Annotated in this window: 16 protein-coding genes; 8 read left to right on the top strand and 8 right to left on the bottom strand. The window is 33.1% G+C overall.

The genetic code is table 11. The features are described from left to right. Positions 1–57: 57 nt before the first annotated feature. The 6 genes from OIU83_RS17230 to OIU83_RS17205 form a co-directional block, all read right to left on the bottom strand. Entirely contained in the window at positions 58–2,646 is a 2,589-nt protein-coding gene (locus OIU83_RS17230) for a sodium-translocating pyrophosphatase (protein WP_264207501.1), read from the bottom strand. A gap of 111 nt (positions 2,647–2,757) precedes the next feature. Beyond that, positions 2,758–3,288: an inorganic diphosphatase gene (locus OIU83_RS17225; protein WP_264207500.1), complete on the bottom strand. Its 531-nt coding sequence runs from the start codon at positions 3,286–3,288 to the stop codon at positions 2,758–2,760. Between the two features lie 110 nt (positions 3,289–3,398). After that, a complete protein-coding gene (locus OIU83_RS17220) occupies positions 3,399–3,998 on the bottom strand; it encodes a DNA-3-methyladenine glycosylase family protein (protein ID WP_264207499.1) in 600 nt (199 codons plus the stop codon). A gap of 53 nt (positions 3,999–4,051) precedes the next feature. Further along, a complete protein-coding gene (locus OIU83_RS17215; protein ID WP_264207498.1) occupies positions 4,052–5,107 on the bottom strand; it encodes an acyltransferase in 1,056 nt (351 codons plus the stop codon). A gap of 48 nt (positions 5,108–5,155) precedes the next feature. Then, positions 5,156–7,657 (bottom strand): DUF5686 and carboxypeptidase-like regulatory domain-containing protein, encoded by a 2,502-nt coding sequence (locus OIU83_RS17210; protein ID WP_264207497.1) that lies wholly within the window; start codon positions 7,655–7,657, stop codon positions 5,156–5,158. A 63-nt stretch (positions 7,658–7,720) separates the two neighbouring features. Beyond that, positions 7,721–8,701, bottom strand: coding sequence for a pyruvate dehydrogenase complex E1 component subunit beta (locus OIU83_RS17205; protein WP_264207496.1), 981 nt, complete (start codon positions 8,699–8,701; stop codon positions 7,721–7,723). A 475-nt stretch (positions 8,702–9,176) separates the two neighbouring features. Here OIU83_RS17205 and OIU83_RS17200 point away from each other — a divergent pair, with 475 nt between their 5' ends. From OIU83_RS17200 to OIU83_RS17185, 4 genes are all read left to right on the top strand, one after another. Next, positions 9,177–9,923 carry an electron transfer flavoprotein subunit beta/FixA family protein gene (locus OIU83_RS17200; RefSeq protein ID WP_264207495.1) on the top strand — a complete coding sequence of 249 codons (747 nt, stop codon included), beginning with the start codon at positions 9,177–9,179 and terminating at the stop codon, positions 9,921–9,923. 117 nt (positions 9,924–10,040) lie between these two features. After that, positions 10,041–11,006, top strand: a complete 966-nt coding sequence (locus tag OIU83_RS17195) for an electron transfer flavoprotein subunit alpha/FixB family protein (protein WP_264207494.1) — start codon at positions 10,041–10,043, stop codon at positions 11,004–11,006. Between the two features lie 170 nt (positions 11,007–11,176). After that, positions 11,177–11,806 (top strand): bifunctional nuclease family protein, encoded by a 630-nt coding sequence (locus OIU83_RS17190; RefSeq protein ID WP_264207493.1) that lies wholly within the window; start codon positions 11,177–11,179, stop codon positions 11,804–11,806. A 67-nt stretch (positions 11,807–11,873) separates the two neighbouring features. Then, a complete protein-coding gene (locus OIU83_RS17185; protein WP_264207492.1) occupies positions 11,874–12,725 on the top strand; it encodes a thymidylate synthase in 852 nt (283 codons plus the stop codon). Between the two features lie 50 nt (positions 12,726–12,775). Here the strand turns inward: OIU83_RS17185 and OIU83_RS17180 are convergent, their stop codons facing one another. Continuing rightward, on the bottom strand, positions 12,776–13,072 hold the full coding sequence (locus OIU83_RS17180; protein ID WP_264207491.1) for an isoamylase early set domain-containing protein: 297 nt from the start codon (positions 13,070–13,072) through the stop codon (positions 12,776–12,778). A 238-nt stretch (positions 13,073–13,310) separates the two neighbouring features. On the opposite strand from OIU83_RS17180, the gene OIU83_RS17175 reads away from it, so the two are divergent. The 4 genes from OIU83_RS17175 (at position 13,311) to porT (ending at position 16,163) form a co-directional block, all read left to right on the top strand. Beyond that, positions 13,311–13,649 (top strand): 2TM domain-containing protein, encoded by a 339-nt coding sequence (locus tag OIU83_RS17175; protein ID WP_264207490.1) that lies wholly within the window; start codon positions 13,311–13,313, stop codon positions 13,647–13,649. A gap of 11 nt (positions 13,650–13,660) precedes the next feature. Then, positions 13,661–14,143 (top strand): dihydrofolate reductase, encoded by a 483-nt coding sequence (locus tag OIU83_RS17170; protein WP_264207489.1) that lies wholly within the window; start codon positions 13,661–13,663, stop codon positions 14,141–14,143. 576 nt (positions 14,144–14,719) lie between these two features. After that, positions 14,720–15,451 (top strand): bifunctional demethylmenaquinone methyltransferase/2-methoxy-6-polyprenyl-1,4-benzoquinol methylase UbiE, encoded by a 732-nt coding sequence (gene ubiE / locus OIU83_RS17165; RefSeq protein WP_264207488.1) that lies wholly within the window; start codon positions 14,720–14,722, stop codon positions 15,449–15,451. 1 nt (position 15,452) lies between these two features. Continuing rightward, the gene (porT, locus tag OIU83_RS17160; RefSeq protein ID WP_264207487.1) at positions 15,453–16,163 is read left to right on the top strand and encodes a type IX secretion/gliding motility protein PorT/SprT; all 711 of its coding nucleotides are present in this window, start codon (positions 15,453–15,455) and stop codon (positions 16,161–16,163) included. 5 nt (positions 16,164–16,168) lie between these two features. Here porT and OIU83_RS17155 read toward each other — a convergent pair whose 3' ends face one another. Then, entirely contained in the window at positions 16,169–16,897 is a 729-nt protein-coding gene (locus tag OIU83_RS17155; RefSeq protein WP_264207486.1) for an RNA methyltransferase, read from the bottom strand. Between the last annotated feature and the right edge of the window lie 18 nt (positions 16,898–16,915).

Genomic DNA, 16,915 nt, shown 5'->3' with positions numbered 1-16,915 from the left:
TTTAGAGGCATTTTTGTTTCTATCATTAAAACTTTGTGAAGTTGTTAAATTATTTACTTATTTCAAAGCTTCAATTTGAGCATTAACCTCATCTGCTGTGCCTTTAAAAATTTTGGTATCTACTTTACCATTTGTAGTAGTTGTAACCGTTCCTACAACCTGACCATTCACGTTTATAATTTCTACACGCACTGCTTCTGCTTTGGTATATTTGGTTGTATCAAAACAATCTGTTTTTTTATGAAGGTACTTCCCGTTTACATCATAATTTGCTAAACATTTTGCGGTCTCTTCTGGACTACACCCTTTATCTTTACACATTTGTGCACATTCCTCTCTTGTCATAGTTGCCATTTTGGACATATCACATTTAGAATGTCCTCCATGCATTTCGGTTTTAGCACAACAAGAACCACCTTCGTTCATTCCTCCCGAGGCTGAATGTCCTTCGCCTAATATTGGCGCAATAACCAACCCAATTAAGCAAGTTAGTTTTATTAAAATATTCATCGATGGTCCGGATGTATCCTTAAACGGATCTCCAACCGTATCTCCTGTCACCGCTGCTTTATGCGCATCTGAGCCTTTATAGGTCATTTCTCCATTAATAAGCACTCCTGCCTCAAAAGATTTTTTTGCATTGTCCCAAGCTCCTCCTGCATTATTCTGGAAAACAGCCCAAAGAACACCCGAAACAGTAACTCCTGCCATATAACCACCCAACATTTCGGCGATTAACTGGTTGTTACTTCCGTAAACCAATTTTCCAAGAAGTACAATAGCAATAGGAAAACCTATGGTTAAGATCCCTGGAAGCATCATTTCGCGTAAAGCGGCTTTCGTAGAAATATCTACACATTTTGCATATTCCGGCTTTCCTGTTCCTTCCATAATTCCCGGAATTTCTCTAAACTGGCGACGTACTTCATAAACCATATCCATCGCAGCTTTCCCTACAGAATTCATAGCCAAGGCAGAGAAAACTACAGGAATCATTCCTCCCACAAAAAGCATTGCTAAAACCGGTGCTTTAAAAATATTGATTCCGTCAATTCCTGTAAAGGTTACATACGCTGCAAACAATGCCAATGAAGTTAATGCAGCCGAAGCAATCGCAAATCCTTTTCCTGTAGCTGCTGTAGTATTTCCTACTGAATCCAGAATATCTGTTCTAGTACGAACTTCTTTTGGTAATTCGCTCATTTCGGCAATTCCACCTGCATTATCGGATATTGGTCCAAAAGCATCAATTGCCAATTGCATTGCTGTTGTTGCCATCATTGCCGATGCTGCCAATGCTACTCCGTAAAATCCAGCTAATGCATAAGAAATCCAAATTGCAGCAGCAAATAAAAGCACAGTTGGAAATGTAGAAATCATCCCTGTTGCCAATCCTGCAATCACGTTAGTTCCGGCACCAGTACTTGATTTTTGTACAATTGCCATTACTGGTTTTGTTCCCAATCCTGTATAATATTCGGTAACTGAAGAAATAGCTCCACCTACAATTAATCCAACTATAGTAGCATAAAATACACGGATTGAAGAAATATCCTTAGAACCTTCTCCAAAGAAATTCATTGTCATCGTTTCCGGCAACATATAACGTACTAAAAAGAAACATGCAATTGCTGTTAAAACAATCGAAACCCAGTTTCCTATATTCAATGCTTTTTGCACTTGTGCTTCCTTTGCATTATCATCAGAAATTTTTACTAATGTTGTTCCTATAATAGAGAATAAAATTCCGAAACCAGCAATTGCCATTGGTAACAAAATAGGTCCAATTCCGCCAAAAGCATCCTGAATGTTTCCACCCATATCTTTTATAACATAATTCCCAAGAACCATTGCTGCCAAAACTGTTGCAACATACGACCCAAATAAATCGGCTCCCATACCCGCAACATCTCCAACATTATCTCCAACATTATCGGCAATTGTAGCTGGATTACGCGGATCATCTTCTGGGATTCCTGCTTCGACTTTACCAACTAAATCGGCACCTACATCGGCGGCTTTAGTATATATACCTCCACCAACTCTTGCAAACAATGCGATTGATTCTGCGCCAAGTGAAAACCCCGCTAAAGTTTCTAAAACAATTGTCATTAATTCTGATGGAGTTCTAGAAACACCATCTATAATTGCTCCTTGCCAAACCCCATTCATAAATACATGAAAAAATACTATAAAAAAACCGGTCAACCCTAAAACGGCTAATCCGGCTACTCCTAATCCCATAACGGTTCCACCGCCGAAAGATACTTTTAATGCTTGTGGCAAACTGGTTCTTGCCGCTTGCGTTGTTCTAACATTTGTTTTTGTTGCTATTTTCATTCCCATATTTCCTGCTAATGCCGAGAAAAATGCTCCGAAAATAAAAGCTACAACTATTAATATATGTGTAGTGGGAACTATAAATGAAATTCCCGCCAAAACAATACTTGCTCCAATTACAAAAAAGGTAAGCAATCGATACTCGGCTTTCAGGAAAGCTAATGCTCCTTCGTAAATATAGTCTGAAATGGCTTTCATCTTGCCATCACCAGCGTCTTGTTTTAACACCCAAGTCCTTTTTATTGCCATGAAAAGTAATCCTATAATTGCCATAACAATTGGCAAATAAATCATAAATGCATTCATAATTTTTAATGGTATTTTGGTTAATATTAATACTGTAACAAAACGAATTTAAACAAAAAAGCAATACTCTTAACAGAATATTGCTTTTTTTATAAAATATACAGGGTAAAATTATTTAATACTAAATAATCCTTCTGGTTTATTCTCGATATCGTTGAAACGTTTTGTACATTCTGCTATAATAGCAAATGCTTCTGTTACATCTCCCCAACCACCAACATCTACTTTCTTGTTTTCTAAATCTTTATAAACTTGAAAGAAATGCTCGATTTCTTTTAGTAAGTGTGGATTAATATCCGAAAGGTTTTCTAATGAATTCCAAATTGGATCAGAAACTGGTACACAAATAATTTTTTCATCTGGTCCTTTATCATCTGCCATATGGAAAACACCGATTGGTTTTACTTCCATAACACATCCAGGAAAAGTTGGTTCATTTACCAAAACCAATACATCCAATGGATCACCATCAAGAGCCAAAGTTTCAGGAATAAATCCGTAATCGGCAGGATACATCATTGAAGAGAACAACATTCTGTCGAAACGCATTCTTTTTATTTCAAAATCGTACTCGTATTTATTTCTGCTTCCTCTTGGTATTTCGATTAATACATCGAAAGTTGTTAGTTTGTCTGCGGTCATTTTTATTGTTTATTATTTTTCTTAATTTCGATTGCAAAAGTAGTTAAACAATCCCTTTTTACAATAAAAAAACACTGTTATATCATCATTAAGTTTTAAGAAACAAGCAATTAATATGTAATAGTTCTTTTTCTTTTCTTTAAATAATAATGCCAGAGCAAATATGTAGCATAAGAACGATATGGACTCCATTGTGAAGTATGAATTTCCATCTCTTGTTTGTCGTGAATATTAAGTAATTCTTTGATTGTATTCACAACTGCAATATCTCCCAAAGGGATCAAATCAGGTTCTTGCAAACAGAACATTAAATAAATATCGATAGTCCAATTCCCAATCCCTTTTAATTTTATGAGTTCTTCCCTAACTTGTTTTGCCGATTTCGTAGCCAGGCTCTCAATATTGATTTCATCATTTAATATTGCTAAAGCTAGTACTTTAATATATTTTGTTTTTTGTCGGCTTACGCCTAATGCGCGAAAATCTTCATCAGACAAAACTGCTAATGTTTCGGGATTGCAAATAGTATGTGCTTTGATTTTTAAAAATGTAGCCTTCGCCGAATCTATAGATACTTGTTGCTCCAGAATAAGTAATACTAAAGTTTCGAAGCCTTGTGGACGTTTCGGAATTGGCGGTAATCCATATTCCTTAATGATAGCCATAAAAATTGGATTTTTCTCCGAAAGATAATCGATCGCTTCCTGCATAACCTGATTTTTTTAGCTTAAACAAAACAATTTACATTTTACTTTTAAGTACTTTATCCTGATATATATTTACCATAAGGCAATCTATTAATCCAATATATGATCAAAGTAGAAATCAATAAACAAACTAAAGTTGCTAAAGGAATTGCAAATATAGGGTGTATAAAATCATAATCTATCCCCATTATTTTTTCCATAAAACGCAAGATTAAAATATGAACGAGATAAATCCCATAACTATATTTACTAATTAAATTATTGATTTTTATTACTATTGAATTAGAGATTTCTAAGTTCTTAAAAAAGAGAAATACCCCGATAGAAACCATCAAAACATTTAAAGTGCTATAATTATAAAAATACTCATTAAAATTATTATCTATAATTGCTAAATAATAAGTCCCAAATATTGTAACACTAACACCTATAAATATAAGAAGGACAGAAATAATTCTAAGCATTCTTTTACTATATGTAAATGATTTAATCGATAAATAATACCCTAAGACTACATATCCTATAAATCCCGAAAAATAGGCTAGATCGATCCTAATTCTAAATTCAGAGAAAATTGGCTCATTAATAAGTAGGGTAAGTCCCCAAATGAATATAAAATATAGAATTTCTTTTTCGGTAGCATTCTGAGCCCATTTACTTATAATTGGAATAAAGAGATATATGCCAATAATCATATAAATATACCATAAGTGGAACGAGCTCCCGTTTCTTAATAAATCAAATACCCATTTAATAATTTCTCCGAAAGACATTTCCTGACCTCCTGAAATTTTATCATTTAATGAGAACATTGCGTAAATAAAACTCCAAAATAAGAAAGGTAAAACTATTCGTGAAAATCTTTTCTTTAAGAAATCATTTAGCTCATACGTTCTGCTTAACATTAATACTCCTGTGAGCATTACAAATATTGGCACACAAAAACGCACTAAGCTATCATAAACATTTGCAGTCCACCAAACAAAATTGGAAACACAGCCATACTGGTATAAAATCTCTGATGCAACATGCAAAAAAATCACGCTAATTGTTGCGACAACTCTCAGATTAGTTGTCCAAATCATCTTATTCCCATCCTGGCTTCCACTCATAGATTATTATTCGTTAATTATAATTATGAAAGTAGCGAATCTAAATGATTAAAAATAAAATCCGAAAGATCCTTTTACTGCAAATTTATTAGCATCCAGAGTATTTAAGTAACTTCCTCTCCAAGAAAAATCGATACGGAATACTTTGAATATATTTCCGATTCCAGCACTATATTCCCAGTATACGTTTTCGGGTGCATTGTATGGTAAACCCGAAGCATTGATCGCTCTATTTGCATTCGAGATTGTTCCATAAACAGCTTTTGCACCAATAATTTCTCTCCAATTAAGTTTACGCATAAATGGAATTCGGGCAAAAAGTCGCCCTCCAAAATTATGATCCCATTGTAAAGTAGTATATTGATCGGTTACAAACTCATAAAAATTCAAGTTACTAAATGTATTCTCGATTGTAAAATAAGTCTGGTTACCTGGGATTACACTCATTAATCCTAATGGGATTGTTCCGAATGTTTTCCCAGTTTCCAAGATAAGATTGGTACGTCCCAGAGGCCCAATAATTATAGGTTGCTTATAATATAACTGAATCTTTTCGTATTTAAAATCGCTATCCAGCACGCCTTTAAATCCGTGGCTATAATTAATAAAGAACCTACTAAACGGACTATCTACATTATTTCTTTCAACACCAAAACCTATTGTTTTACGATTTGGCGTGTATTCAATCTGGATATTTGCTTCGGATTGTTTTACTGCATCCGCAACAACTCCTGCAGGATTTGCAACAGTAGGCATTGTAGTATAATAATCCAAGCTAAAGGTACTTGAAGCCGACTCTAATGTACGATACGATAATCCTACCTGAAATGTCAGGTTTTTTATCGGTTCGATTTCGGCAGCAACATTGGTTAAATTAATATTGGTTAATTTCCCATTGCTTCCCGTTGTAAATAAAGCCGATGAAGCAAAACTTCGCCCTAAAACATCATTTGTAGTTGTTAAACTAGCTCCAATTTGTTCTACATCTCGCCTATTTCCCCCAGAGATAATAATACGATTCTTTTTATCGATCATCCATTTTCCAGAAACACCATATTTAAATTTGTTATCGTCAAAACCATATGCGGTATATGCTTGTAAACGCCATGGATCATTCGGTCCAAAATAAGTTCTTCCTCCTACTCGAATTCGGACTCCTTCGACCTCATTATATCCAAATGTAGAAAATATAGGTCCGTAATCAAACTTTGGAAATCCTACATAACCACTACCAAGAATCGAAACCAAGTTATACAGTTGCTTAAATTTCTTGACCGTTTGTAGCGTATCAAGCATTTTATAAACCCCTTGCTCATCTTTGGTAAGTTTCTCGAATCGGTTTTCTTCCCAATATTCATCGGGTCTATTATAAACCTCGTTATCTATATAATTAACTTCTTCTTTATAAAAAGCAGCTGGCTTGGTTATATTAAACTTATGATCTCTATAGGATGTGGTTCGTTTTCCATAAACACCTTTGGAACTTTCCTTTTTATTTAAAGCAAAATCCGACATCATATAATCTCGGGTAAGAAGAAAAACAGAATCACTTACTACATCAAATTCCTGCTCGATATAAACATCTTTCACCCAGTTAATATTGGCACTTTTTGTAACTGCCATATTAATTTTCTTGATTGCAAATGTGGTATCGTTTACCCAAAAATCTCCTTTAAAAGTCAATTCGTTTTTACGTCTTGGATAAAACACAATATTATAACACCATTTATTATCTATAAATGTACTGTCTTTTAAAACATAATTATAGACATCGATTCCTGTTGTAGATAAAGGACTTGTAAAACTTTTATCAAAGAATGTAAGGTGATTATCATAAATATTATACTCAGAATACAAGTCTTTTACAAAAGCTAATATTTGCTGATTATTATTAAATCCAGAAGTTTTACTTCCTTTTATTATTTCTTTTACTTTCTTTAAATTATTATCTCCATATACATCATACAAAGCTTCATTTATAAAAATAGGCAAATATGTTTTCCCTGTAATTTTAGAAGTATCTACCTGTTTAAAGATGAACTCCATTCCTTTGAAAATCTTATTTTTCATGAAAGCACTGTCAATGGTATTCATATCAAATTCCACTTTTTCGTACTTCTCCATCTGATATTGCTTGAACTGATATAATCCATTTTTACGTTTTCTTTCCCAGATTTTTCTAAGAATGTCAAGTGCAGGATTATTCTTTTTGGAAGTTTTACCGGTATAAATTACTACTTCATTTAAACTTTCGGCTTCGTTTAGGACCACTTTAAAATTGTAACTAACTGATTTTTCCAAAGTAATTTCTCTCTCTGAAAAACCTGCCGATGCAACAATAATTGTAGTATATGTGTTTGGTGATTCCAGATAAAAACGTCCGTCTTCATTAGAAACTATTCCGATATTGGTTCCTTTAAAAACTACGTTTGCAAACGGAATCGGTTGATTGGATTTATCTAAGACGATTCCACTCACTTTTGTTTGCGCAAAATTGCTATTCACAAATGCGAATAAGAAAAACAGACTGAGTACAATTATTCTTTTCATAATCCAAAAAAAAACTTCATCAATTAAGAAAATGATGAAGTTTTATTAGCATTGTTAATTTTCTTATTTTTTATACATCACTTTCTTTACTGCTTTTATAACATCACCAGAATTTGGCAACCAGTCTTTAAGCAATACAGGAGAGTAAGGTGCAGGAGTATCTGCTGTTGTAATACGTTGAATTGGCGCATCAAGAAAATCAAAAGCTTGTTCTTGTACAATATAAGTAATCTCCGAAGATATACTTGCAAATGGCCAGGCTTCCTCAAGAATTACTAAACGGTTTGTTTTTTTAACAGAAGCTAAGATTGCATCTTTATCCATTGGACGAACTGTTCTTAAATCGATAATCTCACAAGAGATACCTTCTTTAGCCAATTCATCTGCAGCAATAAATGCTTCTTTGATGATTTTTCCAAAAGATACGATGGTTACATCTGTTCCTTCACGTTTTACATCAGCAACTCCTAGAGGAATTGTATATTCTCCGTCTGGAACTTCACCTTTATCACCATACATTTGCTCAGACTCCATAAAAATTACAGGGTCATTATCACGAATTGCTGATTTTAAAAGTCCTTTGGCATCATAAGGAGTAGATGGAACTACAACTTTAAGTCCTGGTGTATTTGCAAACCAATTTTCCAAAGCTTGAGAGTGAGTTGCTCCCAATTGTCCTGCTGAAGCAGTTGGCCCACGAAAAACAATAGGTACATTAAATTGTCCTCCTGTCATCTGACGCATTTTGGCAGCATTATTTATAATTTGATCAATACCAACTAAACAGAAGTTGAAAGTCATATATTCTACAATTGGACGACAACCGTTCATTGCAGATCCAACTGCAATTCCAGTAAAACCAAGTTCTGCAATTGGAGTATCGATTACTCTTTTTTCTCCAAACTCAGCAAGCATTCCTTTTGATGCTTTATACGCACCATTGTATTCTGCAACTTCTTCGCCCATTAAATATATGGATTCATCGTGACGCATTTCTTCGCTCATCGCTTCGCAAATGGCCTCTCTAAATTGTATTGTTCTCATATTTTATATTGTATGTTGTATTTTTCTGAAAAGCAAAAATAAATATTTTAAATTACTTAAAAGCATAAATTTAGTTTAAAAAACAAGAAGTCCTTTCTATATTTATGTTTTACTAGGGTTTTAACTTTTCAGCAATTGAAACTTATCGATTACGAAATCGATATAATAGTCCGTAAAATAGTTATACAGATCTTAATTTAATTTTTATTTTGTTAGAAATTCTGATTTAAAGAAATTAAAATTCTATAAACCGTCCCAATAATTACCGTTTTTATTAATTATTATTTCTTTTCCAGACATAAATACTTGCTTAATCACCACTTTTTCAACCATAAAAACCAACATTCTTCAAAATCTAAGTCCTATATTACGAAAACGTAATAGTTTTTAAAAATATTATGCATGCATAGTAAATTATTCGGATTATATTTCTAAATTTGTGGAAACGTATTTAGAAATAATAAAATCTATACTTATGAAAATATTAGTTTGCATCAGTCATGTACCTGATACTACTTCAAAAATCAACTTTACCAATGGTGATTCAGAATTTGATACCAACGGCGTACAATATGTAATTAATCCTAACGACGAATTCGGTTTAACACGTGCAATTTGGTTTCAAGAGCAACAAGGCGCTACAGTTACTATAGTAAATGTTGGTGGCCCGGAAACAGAACCAACTTTACGTAAAGCACTAGCAATTGGAGCAAACGAAGCAATTCGTATCAATGCAAACCCTACTGATGGTTTCTTCGTAGCAAAACAACTTGCAGAAGTTATTAAAAACGGTGGTTACGATTTAATTATTGCAGGAAAAGAATCATTAGACTATAATGGTGGAATGGTTCCTGGAATGATTTCTGGAATCTTAGGATATAACTTTTTAAACTCATGTACAAACATAACTGTAGATGGAACTAATGTAAAAGCTGTTCGTGAGATAGACGGAGGAAAAGAAACTGTAAGCACTTCTTTACCATTAATTATTGGTGGTCAAAAAGGATTAGTTGAAGAAAAAGATTTACGTATTCCAAACATGAGAGGAATTATGACTGCAAGAACAAAAGCCTTGGCAATTGTTGAACCAGTTAATGCTCCTGCAAATACTAAAGCAGTTAAATTTGAAAAACCAGCTCCAAGATCTGCAGTAAAACTAGTTTCTCCAGACAATTTAGATGAGTTAATCAATTTATTACACAACGAAGCGAAAGTAATCTAGTAATCTAGTAATCAGTATTCAGTCTCGGTTTTCAGTCTCAGTTTATGAACTTTAAACCTGACCCGAGAGCTTCGCTCGAACAGGCGAAGCAAACTTTAAACTTCAAAACAAAAAACTATGTCAATATTAATATATGCAGAATCTGCAGAAGGAAAATTTAAAAAGGTAGCTTTTGAATTGGCTTCATACGCTAAAAAAATTGCCGAAACATTAGGAACAACCGTTACCGCATTAACAATAAACACAAGCGACGTAAGCGAATTATCGAAATATGGAGTTGATAAAGTTCTTAAAGTAACCAACGACAAATTAGCTGGTTTTACCGCTAAAGCTTATGCTGATGTTATTAAACAAGCGGCTCAAAAAGAAGGGACAAAAGTAGTTTTACTATCTTCAAGTACAGACAGTATTTATATTTCACCATTGGTTGCTGTAGCTCTGGAAGCTGGATTTGCATCAAATGTTGTAGGATTACCCGTGAGTACATCTCCTTTTCAGGTAAAAAGAAATGCTTTTTCAAACAAAGCTTTCAATATTACAGAAATCAATACTGATGTAAAAGTTCTTGGTCTTGCCAAAAACTCTTATGGTATTTACGAAAGCGCAGGTGCTGCAACTCCAGAAGATTTCAACCCAACTATTGGTGACAATGACTTTGGAGTAAAATTAGAATCTGTAGAAAAAGTAACTGGTAAAGTATCTATCGCCGATGCTGATATAGTAGTTTCTGGAGGACGTGGATTAAAGGGACCTGAAAACTGGGGATTAGTAGAAGATTTAGCTGCTGTACTTGGTGCTGCAACTGCATGCTCTAAACCAGTTTCGGATTTAGGATGGAGACCTCATAGCGAACACGTAGGTCAAACAGGAAAACCAGTTGCAACAAATTTATATATTGCAATCGGAATTTCTGGAGCAATACAACACATTGCAGGTATCAACTCATCAAAAGTAAAATTAGTAATTAACAATGATCCGGAAGCCCCTTTCTTTAAAGTTGCAGACTACGGAGTTGTTGGTGATGCCTTTGAGGTTGTTCCTAAATTAATTGAAAAACTGAAGGCTTTTAAAGCACAACATTAATAGAATTAAAAAAATTCTATACACAAATATTGCTACCTAAAAATAAGATAATCGTATCTTTGCTTTAGGTAGCTTTTTTGTTCCATATTTTTTGATTAAAATTGCACTTTTATTTTTTACACAAAATTCTAATTAAATTGAGGTAGTAATACCTTTTACGTCTGCAACTTATGAGCTTAGTTAAATTATCTATAAAAGGAATTTCATACAGTCAAACTCAAAATGGCGCCTATGCTTTGATTTTGAATGAAGTTGATGGCGAACGAAAGTTACCAATTGTAATTGGTGCATTTGAAGCGCAATCAATCGCTATTGCTTTAGAAAAAGAGATAAAACCACCTCGCCCATTAACACATGATTTATTCAAGAACTTTGCAGAACGATTTGATATCGTTGTAAAACAAGTTATTATTCATAAACTGGTTGATGGCGTATTTTACTCTAGCTTAATTTGCGAGAGAGACAAAATCGAAGAAATCATCGACGCAAGAACTTCTGATGCCATCGCTTTGGCGTTACGTTTTAATGCGCCGATATTTACTTATAAAAACATTCTGGACAAAGCAGGAATCTATTTGAAATCAAATTCAATGGAAACTGATAAAGACTCCCAGGAAATAGATGATGTTCTTTCTAACCCTGAAACATTTGGTCGTGAGGAAGAAAGCAATCAATCTGGCGAAACCTACTCTAAACATACCATTCAAGAACTGAATGAATTATTAGAACAAGCTGTTACACAGGAAGATTACGAAAAAGCCGCCAAAATTCGCGACGAAATTTCTAAAAGAGAAGCATAATCTTAAGCAATAAGCTCTAGGCTACAAGCTTAAAGCCTACAGCATAAGGCATAAAGCCAAATGAAAAATGAAACAATATTTAGACTTAGTACAACACGTTCTTGAGAATGGTTGTCAAAAAGGAGATAGAACAGGAACAGGAACAAAGAGTGTTTTTGGATACCAAATGCGTTTTGATCTAAGTGAAGGTTTCCCGATGGTTACTACCAAAAAATTACACTTAAAATCGATTATATACGAATTACTTTGGTTTTTAAAAGGCGACACAAATATTAAATATCTTCAGGAAAACGGGGTTAAAATTTGGGATGCATGGGCAGATAGTAATGGGGATCTAGGTCCTATTTACGGTCACCAATGGCGTAATTGGAATAGTGAAGAAATCGACCAAATTTCGGAACTAATTACAGAACTAAAAACTAATCCAAACAGTCGACGCATGCTGGTTTCTGCTTGGAACCCATCGGTATTGCCAGATACAAAAAAATCATTTGAAGAAAATGTAGCCAATAATAAAGCTGCATTACCTCCATGTCATGCTTTTTTTCAATTCTACGTAGCAAGTCCTAACCTTGAAAAAGGGGAAACAAAAGGAAAACTTTCATGTCAATTATACCAACGAAGTGCCGATATATTTTTAGGTGTTCCCTTTAACATTGCATCTTATGCCTTATTAACTATGATGATTGCACAAGTATGTGATCTTGAAGCTGGAGAATTCATTCACACTTTTGGTGATGCACATATATACAATAATCATTTCGAACAACTGGAATTACAATTAAAACGTGAACCAAAACCATTACCAAAAATGGTACTGAATCCCGAAATAAAAAACATTTTCGATTTTGATTATAATGACTTTACACTTTTAGATTATGAACCGCATGCAGGTATAAAAGGAAGCGTTGCCGTATAACATAATAAATTAAAGAATATAAAATCTGCTTTATCAAGCAGATTTTTTTTTTACACAATTAAAACGCTATTCTCTCCTCCGGCATAATCATTCCACTTAAAAGAATCAGCTTCAGGTTCATTAATATAAGTTCCATCGACAATGTACTTAAACTCATATGAAGCATCTTTCCCCAAATCATACGTAGCTTTAAAAGTTCCATTTTTTAATTTACTTAAAACTCCTTCTTCACTATTCCAATTATTGAAATCGCCAACAACTGCTGCCGAATTAGCATCTTTGGCATCTATAAGGAAAGTCACTTTACAAACTGGTTTCGTTTTTACAAATTGTTTTTTCAAAGACATAACTGTTTAATTTTTAGAATTATAACTAAAATTAAACAAATTCATTCAACGTAACATCATATCAAACAAAGATTTAGCACAATGATAAAAATAGCACTCAAATTAAATTGAATTAATAATTTAACATCACATAAATTTCATATTTAAAACCTTTATCCATTTTAAAAATAAATAACCAACAATCAAAACAGTCCTGTTTCAAAATAAATTTTATCTTTATAATCTAATTATATAACTCATGGAAAAGGAATTACACGAGCAGTATGAATACGCAAGAAGAAGACTAAGACAAAAAAAGGCTCTTTATTTTCATTTTGTTTTATTCCTCTTGGGAAGTTTGTTTTTATTTATTGCCAATCGGTTTTTTAACATCTCAAATGGCCAAAACTGGTACATTTGGATAATTACTGCATGGTGTTTTATTTTTATTTTACATTTCATAAAAGTATACATCACTGATCGCTTTATGAATAAAAACTGGGAAAGAGAACAAATAGACCGCCTTGTAGCTTTACAACAAAAAAGGATCGCTCAATTGGACTCATCTTTAAATGACAATACCGAAAACAAACTTTAGTTCTAAACAAAATGATAATAATGATTGCGGCAGTAGCCGAAAACAATGCCCTTGGGAAAAACAATGAATTAGTCTGGCATCTTCCTAATGATTTCAAACGATTTAAAGCTCTTACCACCGGACATCATATTATAATGGGAAGAAAAACATTCGAAAGTTTTCCTAAACCTCTCCCAAACAGAACACACATTATAATAACACGCCAAGACAATTACCAACCAGAAGGTTGCATTATAGTAAAAAGTATTGAAGAGGCAATTGCGAAATGCCCCAAAGAAGAAGATTCGTTTATTATTGGTGGTGGAGAAATTTACACTTTAGGAATACCTTTTGCAGATGCTCTCGAAATTACAAGAGTTCATCATAGCTTTGAAGCCGACACTTACTTTCCTGAAATTAATAAAAAAGAATGGAAGTTGATAGAATCTGAGCCTAACAAAAGAGATGTGAAGCATCTTTACGACTACACTTACGAAACATATATCCGTTTTTAATAAAACAAAAAAAGATCCTTAATTAAGGATCTTTTTTTTGTAAACAATGATTAGAGAAATGACCTACTCTAGAAAGAGTATTTGATAACATAAAATAAAAATTACAAATATTAAAAATACACCAGAAAAGAATATTATAATATTTGAAGTTTTTTGAGAGTACATCTCAAAAAAGCCTTTAATACCAAATACCACGAAGGTACTAAAGACAAAGAAAATTAAAATTTCCAAAAACAAATTTAATCCTAAGAACGTATTTTGCGCTTTAAAAAGTATACTGCTCTCAAAAACAGTACTTTCAAAACAACTAACTAGAACAAACGAGATGATAAGCGCAAGAAGCACCCATTTGATTTGGGTCATTAATTCTCTATTAATCATTGGAAAAATATTTCCATTTTTACAAAGTAAATTTCCATAATAAATAAGTCTCCTGCAATACCCACTTTTAGTGATTTTATCAAATCATTAAAAGTGGGTATATAATTAAAATAAAAACGGAATTATTTCCTTTTCTAATTAAAGAAACTGAATTACAGTTAATCAGTTTGTATTATATTTGTACAAATAAAAAAAATGGCAGAGAAGATAACACCCTATAAAAATTCGACCCTTGGAAAGAAGGAACAAGTCGAGCAAATGTTTGATAATATATCTGGAAATTACGACAATTTAAATCGTGTTATTTCATTTGGTATCGATATAAAATGGCGTAAAAAAGTTTTAAAAATAGTATCTGACACGAAACCAAAAAGAATCCTTGATATTGCAACCGGAACCGGAGATTTAGCTATTCTACTAGCACAAACCAATGCCGAAAAAATTATCGGTTTGGATATATCATCTGGAATGCTTGAGGTAGGAAAGAAAAAAATTGCTGCAAAAAACCTTTCTCAAACTATAGATATGGTTTTGGGTGATTCTGAAAAAATTCCATTTGAAGATAATCATTTTGATGCCATTACTGTAGCTTTTGGCGTTAGGAATTTTGAAAATCTGGAGAAAGGATTATCAGAAATTTTAAGGGTATTAAGACCTAATGGTGTTTTTGTAATTTTGGAAACTTCTGTACCAGAAAAAACTCCTTACAAACAAGGTTACACTTTTTATACTAAAAACATACTTCCACTTATTGGAAAAATGTTTTCAAAAGACGATTCGGCTTATGGATATTTATCAGAATCTGCTGCTGCATTTCCACATGGAGAAGCGTTAAACAATATTTTGAGAAAAATTGGGTTTATAAGTGTGGTGGCCATGCCACAAACACTTGGTGTAGCAACAATTTATTCAGCTTCTAAAAAATAGTATGAGAAAAACTATAATCTTAATCTTACTTACCTTAACAACAACAGGGTATTCACAATTTACTAAAAGCATGTTTAGTAAAGATCCTATAATCAATTTGGAGACTTGGCAAAAACAACGTCTTTATTTTGGATATTACCTGGGATTCAACAGTTATGATTTTAAGATCGATTACAAAACCGTTGGGCCAGATATTCAGGTAAAAAAAACAACGGGATTTAATGTTGGGGTTGTCGCCGATTTAAGATTGCATGAATACATTAACTTGCGTTTTGAACCAGGATTATATTATACAAAGAGAGATTTGTATTATCCTAATCCCGAATTTACGTCAAAGACAGATTATCTAAGGGAAGTAAATAGTACATACATAAACTTCCCTTTACTCTTAAAGTTCTCTTCTTTAAGAACAGGAAATGTTCGTCCTTATTTATTAGGTGGAGTATCGAGCACATTAAACCTTTCCAGTAATTCAAAATCCATAGATGATAATTTAGAGCAACGCTTTAGAGTAAAACCCTGGACTATGAATTATGAATTAGGTTTTGGGATTGATTTCTTCTCAGAATATTTTATTTTCTCTCCTTCTATTAGAGGTTCATTTGGAATCAATGATGAATTAATTCGAGACAAAGACCCAAATAGCCCATGGACCAGCAACATTGAATCTATAAAATCAAGAGCAATCCTAATTAACTTCACGTTTCACTAGACTGCCTAACTATTTCGTTTAAATTCACTAAGTATAATAGCAGTTGCGGTAGCAACATTTAAACTTTCCGTTTTTTGCAGCTCCCCAAATCTAGGGATAGTAAGCCTGTTTTTAATTGTTTTTTCGATTTCATCGGAAATACCATTGGCTTCATTTCCCATTATAATAATCCCTTCTTGTGGTAAGTCGGTTTTATAGATATTAGATCCATCCATAAAAGTCCCAAAAACAGGAAGTGAAGTTTGTGCAAGAAAAACATTTAAATCAACATAGTTTACATTAACTCTGGCAATTGAACCCATTGTAGCCTGAACCACTTTTGGATTATAAATATCAACAGACTCTTTGGAACAAAGTAATTGTTTGATCCCAAACCAATCACAAAGTCTTAAAATAGTTCCTAGATTTCCAGGATCACGAATATCATCGAGAGCCAGGATTAAGCCAGATTCTATGATTTCTTTATCTGCAGGAATTTTAAAAACTGCCAAACAAGTATTAGGAGTTGACAATGCACTGATTTTTTTTAAATCTTGAGCATTAATTAACGTTTTCTTAGAGACTAAAACAGACTCAAAATCGTTTTGAGTAGTATATAGGTGTTCTAACTCAAAATTGGATTGTAACAATTCTTGAATTACTTTTACCCCTTCGGCAAAAAACAATTGATTAGCAAAACGCTGTTTTTTTTGGACTAAACCCGATATAAGCTTGATTTGGTTTTTACTAACCATAAAATAATGTACTTTTGA

Source organism: Flavobacterium shii, from assembly GCF_025847235.1.
Classification (GTDB): Bacteria; Bacteroidota; Bacteroidia; order Flavobacteriales; family Flavobacteriaceae; genus Flavobacterium; species Flavobacterium shii.
Note: the sequence above shows the minus strand (reverse complement) of the source record. Positions and strands in the feature narration are given on the sequence as shown.

Bases quoted from the DNA above. Each gene is read 5' to 3' on its own strand.
- OIU83_RS17230 (WP_264207501.1), bottom strand. From the start codon at position 2,646: ATGAATGCATTTATGATTTATTTGCCAATTGTTATGGCAATTATAGGA.
- OIU83_RS17225 (WP_264207500.1), bottom strand. From the start codon at position 3,288: ATGACCGCAGACAAACTAACAACTTTCGATGTATTAATCGAAATACCA.
- OIU83_RS17220 (WP_264207499.1), bottom strand. From the start codon at position 3,998: ATGCAGGAAGCGATCGATTATCTTTCGGAGAAAAATCCAATTTTTATG.
- OIU83_RS17215 (WP_264207498.1), bottom strand. From the start codon at position 5,107: ATGAGTGGAAGCCAGGATGGGAATAAGATGATTTGGACAACTAATCTG.
- OIU83_RS17210 (WP_264207497.1), bottom strand. From the start codon at position 7,657: ATGAAAAGAATAATTGTACTCAGTCTGTTTTTCTTATTCGCATTTGTG.
- OIU83_RS17205 (WP_264207496.1), bottom strand. From the start codon at position 8,701: ATGAGAACAATACAATTTAGAGAGGCCATTTGCGAAGCGATGAGCGAA.
- OIU83_RS17200 (WP_264207495.1), top strand. From the start codon at position 9,177: ATGAAAATATTAGTTTGCATCAGTCATGTACCTGATACTACTTCAAAA.
- OIU83_RS17195 (WP_264207494.1), top strand. From the start codon at position 10,041: ATGTCAATATTAATATATGCAGAATCTGCAGAAGGAAAATTTAAAAAG.
- OIU83_RS17190 (WP_264207493.1), top strand. From the start codon at position 11,177: ATGAGCTTAGTTAAATTATCTATAAAAGGAATTTCATACAGTCAAACT.
- OIU83_RS17185 (WP_264207492.1), top strand. From the start codon at position 11,874: ATGAAACAATATTTAGACTTAGTACAACACGTTCTTGAGAATGGTTGT.
- OIU83_RS17180 (WP_264207491.1), bottom strand. From the start codon at position 13,072: ATGTCTTTGAAAAAACAATTTGTAAAAACGAAACCAGTTTGTAAAGTG.
- OIU83_RS17175 (WP_264207490.1), top strand. From the start codon at position 13,311: ATGGAAAAGGAATTACACGAGCAGTATGAATACGCAAGAAGAAGACTA.
- OIU83_RS17170 (WP_264207489.1), top strand. From the start codon at position 13,661: ATGATAATAATGATTGCGGCAGTAGCCGAAAACAATGCCCTTGGGAAA.
- ubiE (WP_264207488.1), top strand. From the start codon at position 14,720: ATGGCAGAGAAGATAACACCCTATAAAAATTCGACCCTTGGAAAGAAG.
- porT (WP_264207487.1), top strand. From the start codon at position 15,453: ATGAGAAAAACTATAATCTTAATCTTACTTACCTTAACAACAACAGGG.
- OIU83_RS17155 (WP_264207486.1), bottom strand. From the start codon at position 16,897: ATGGTTAGTAAAAACCAAATCAAGCTTATATCGGGTTTAGTCCAAAAA.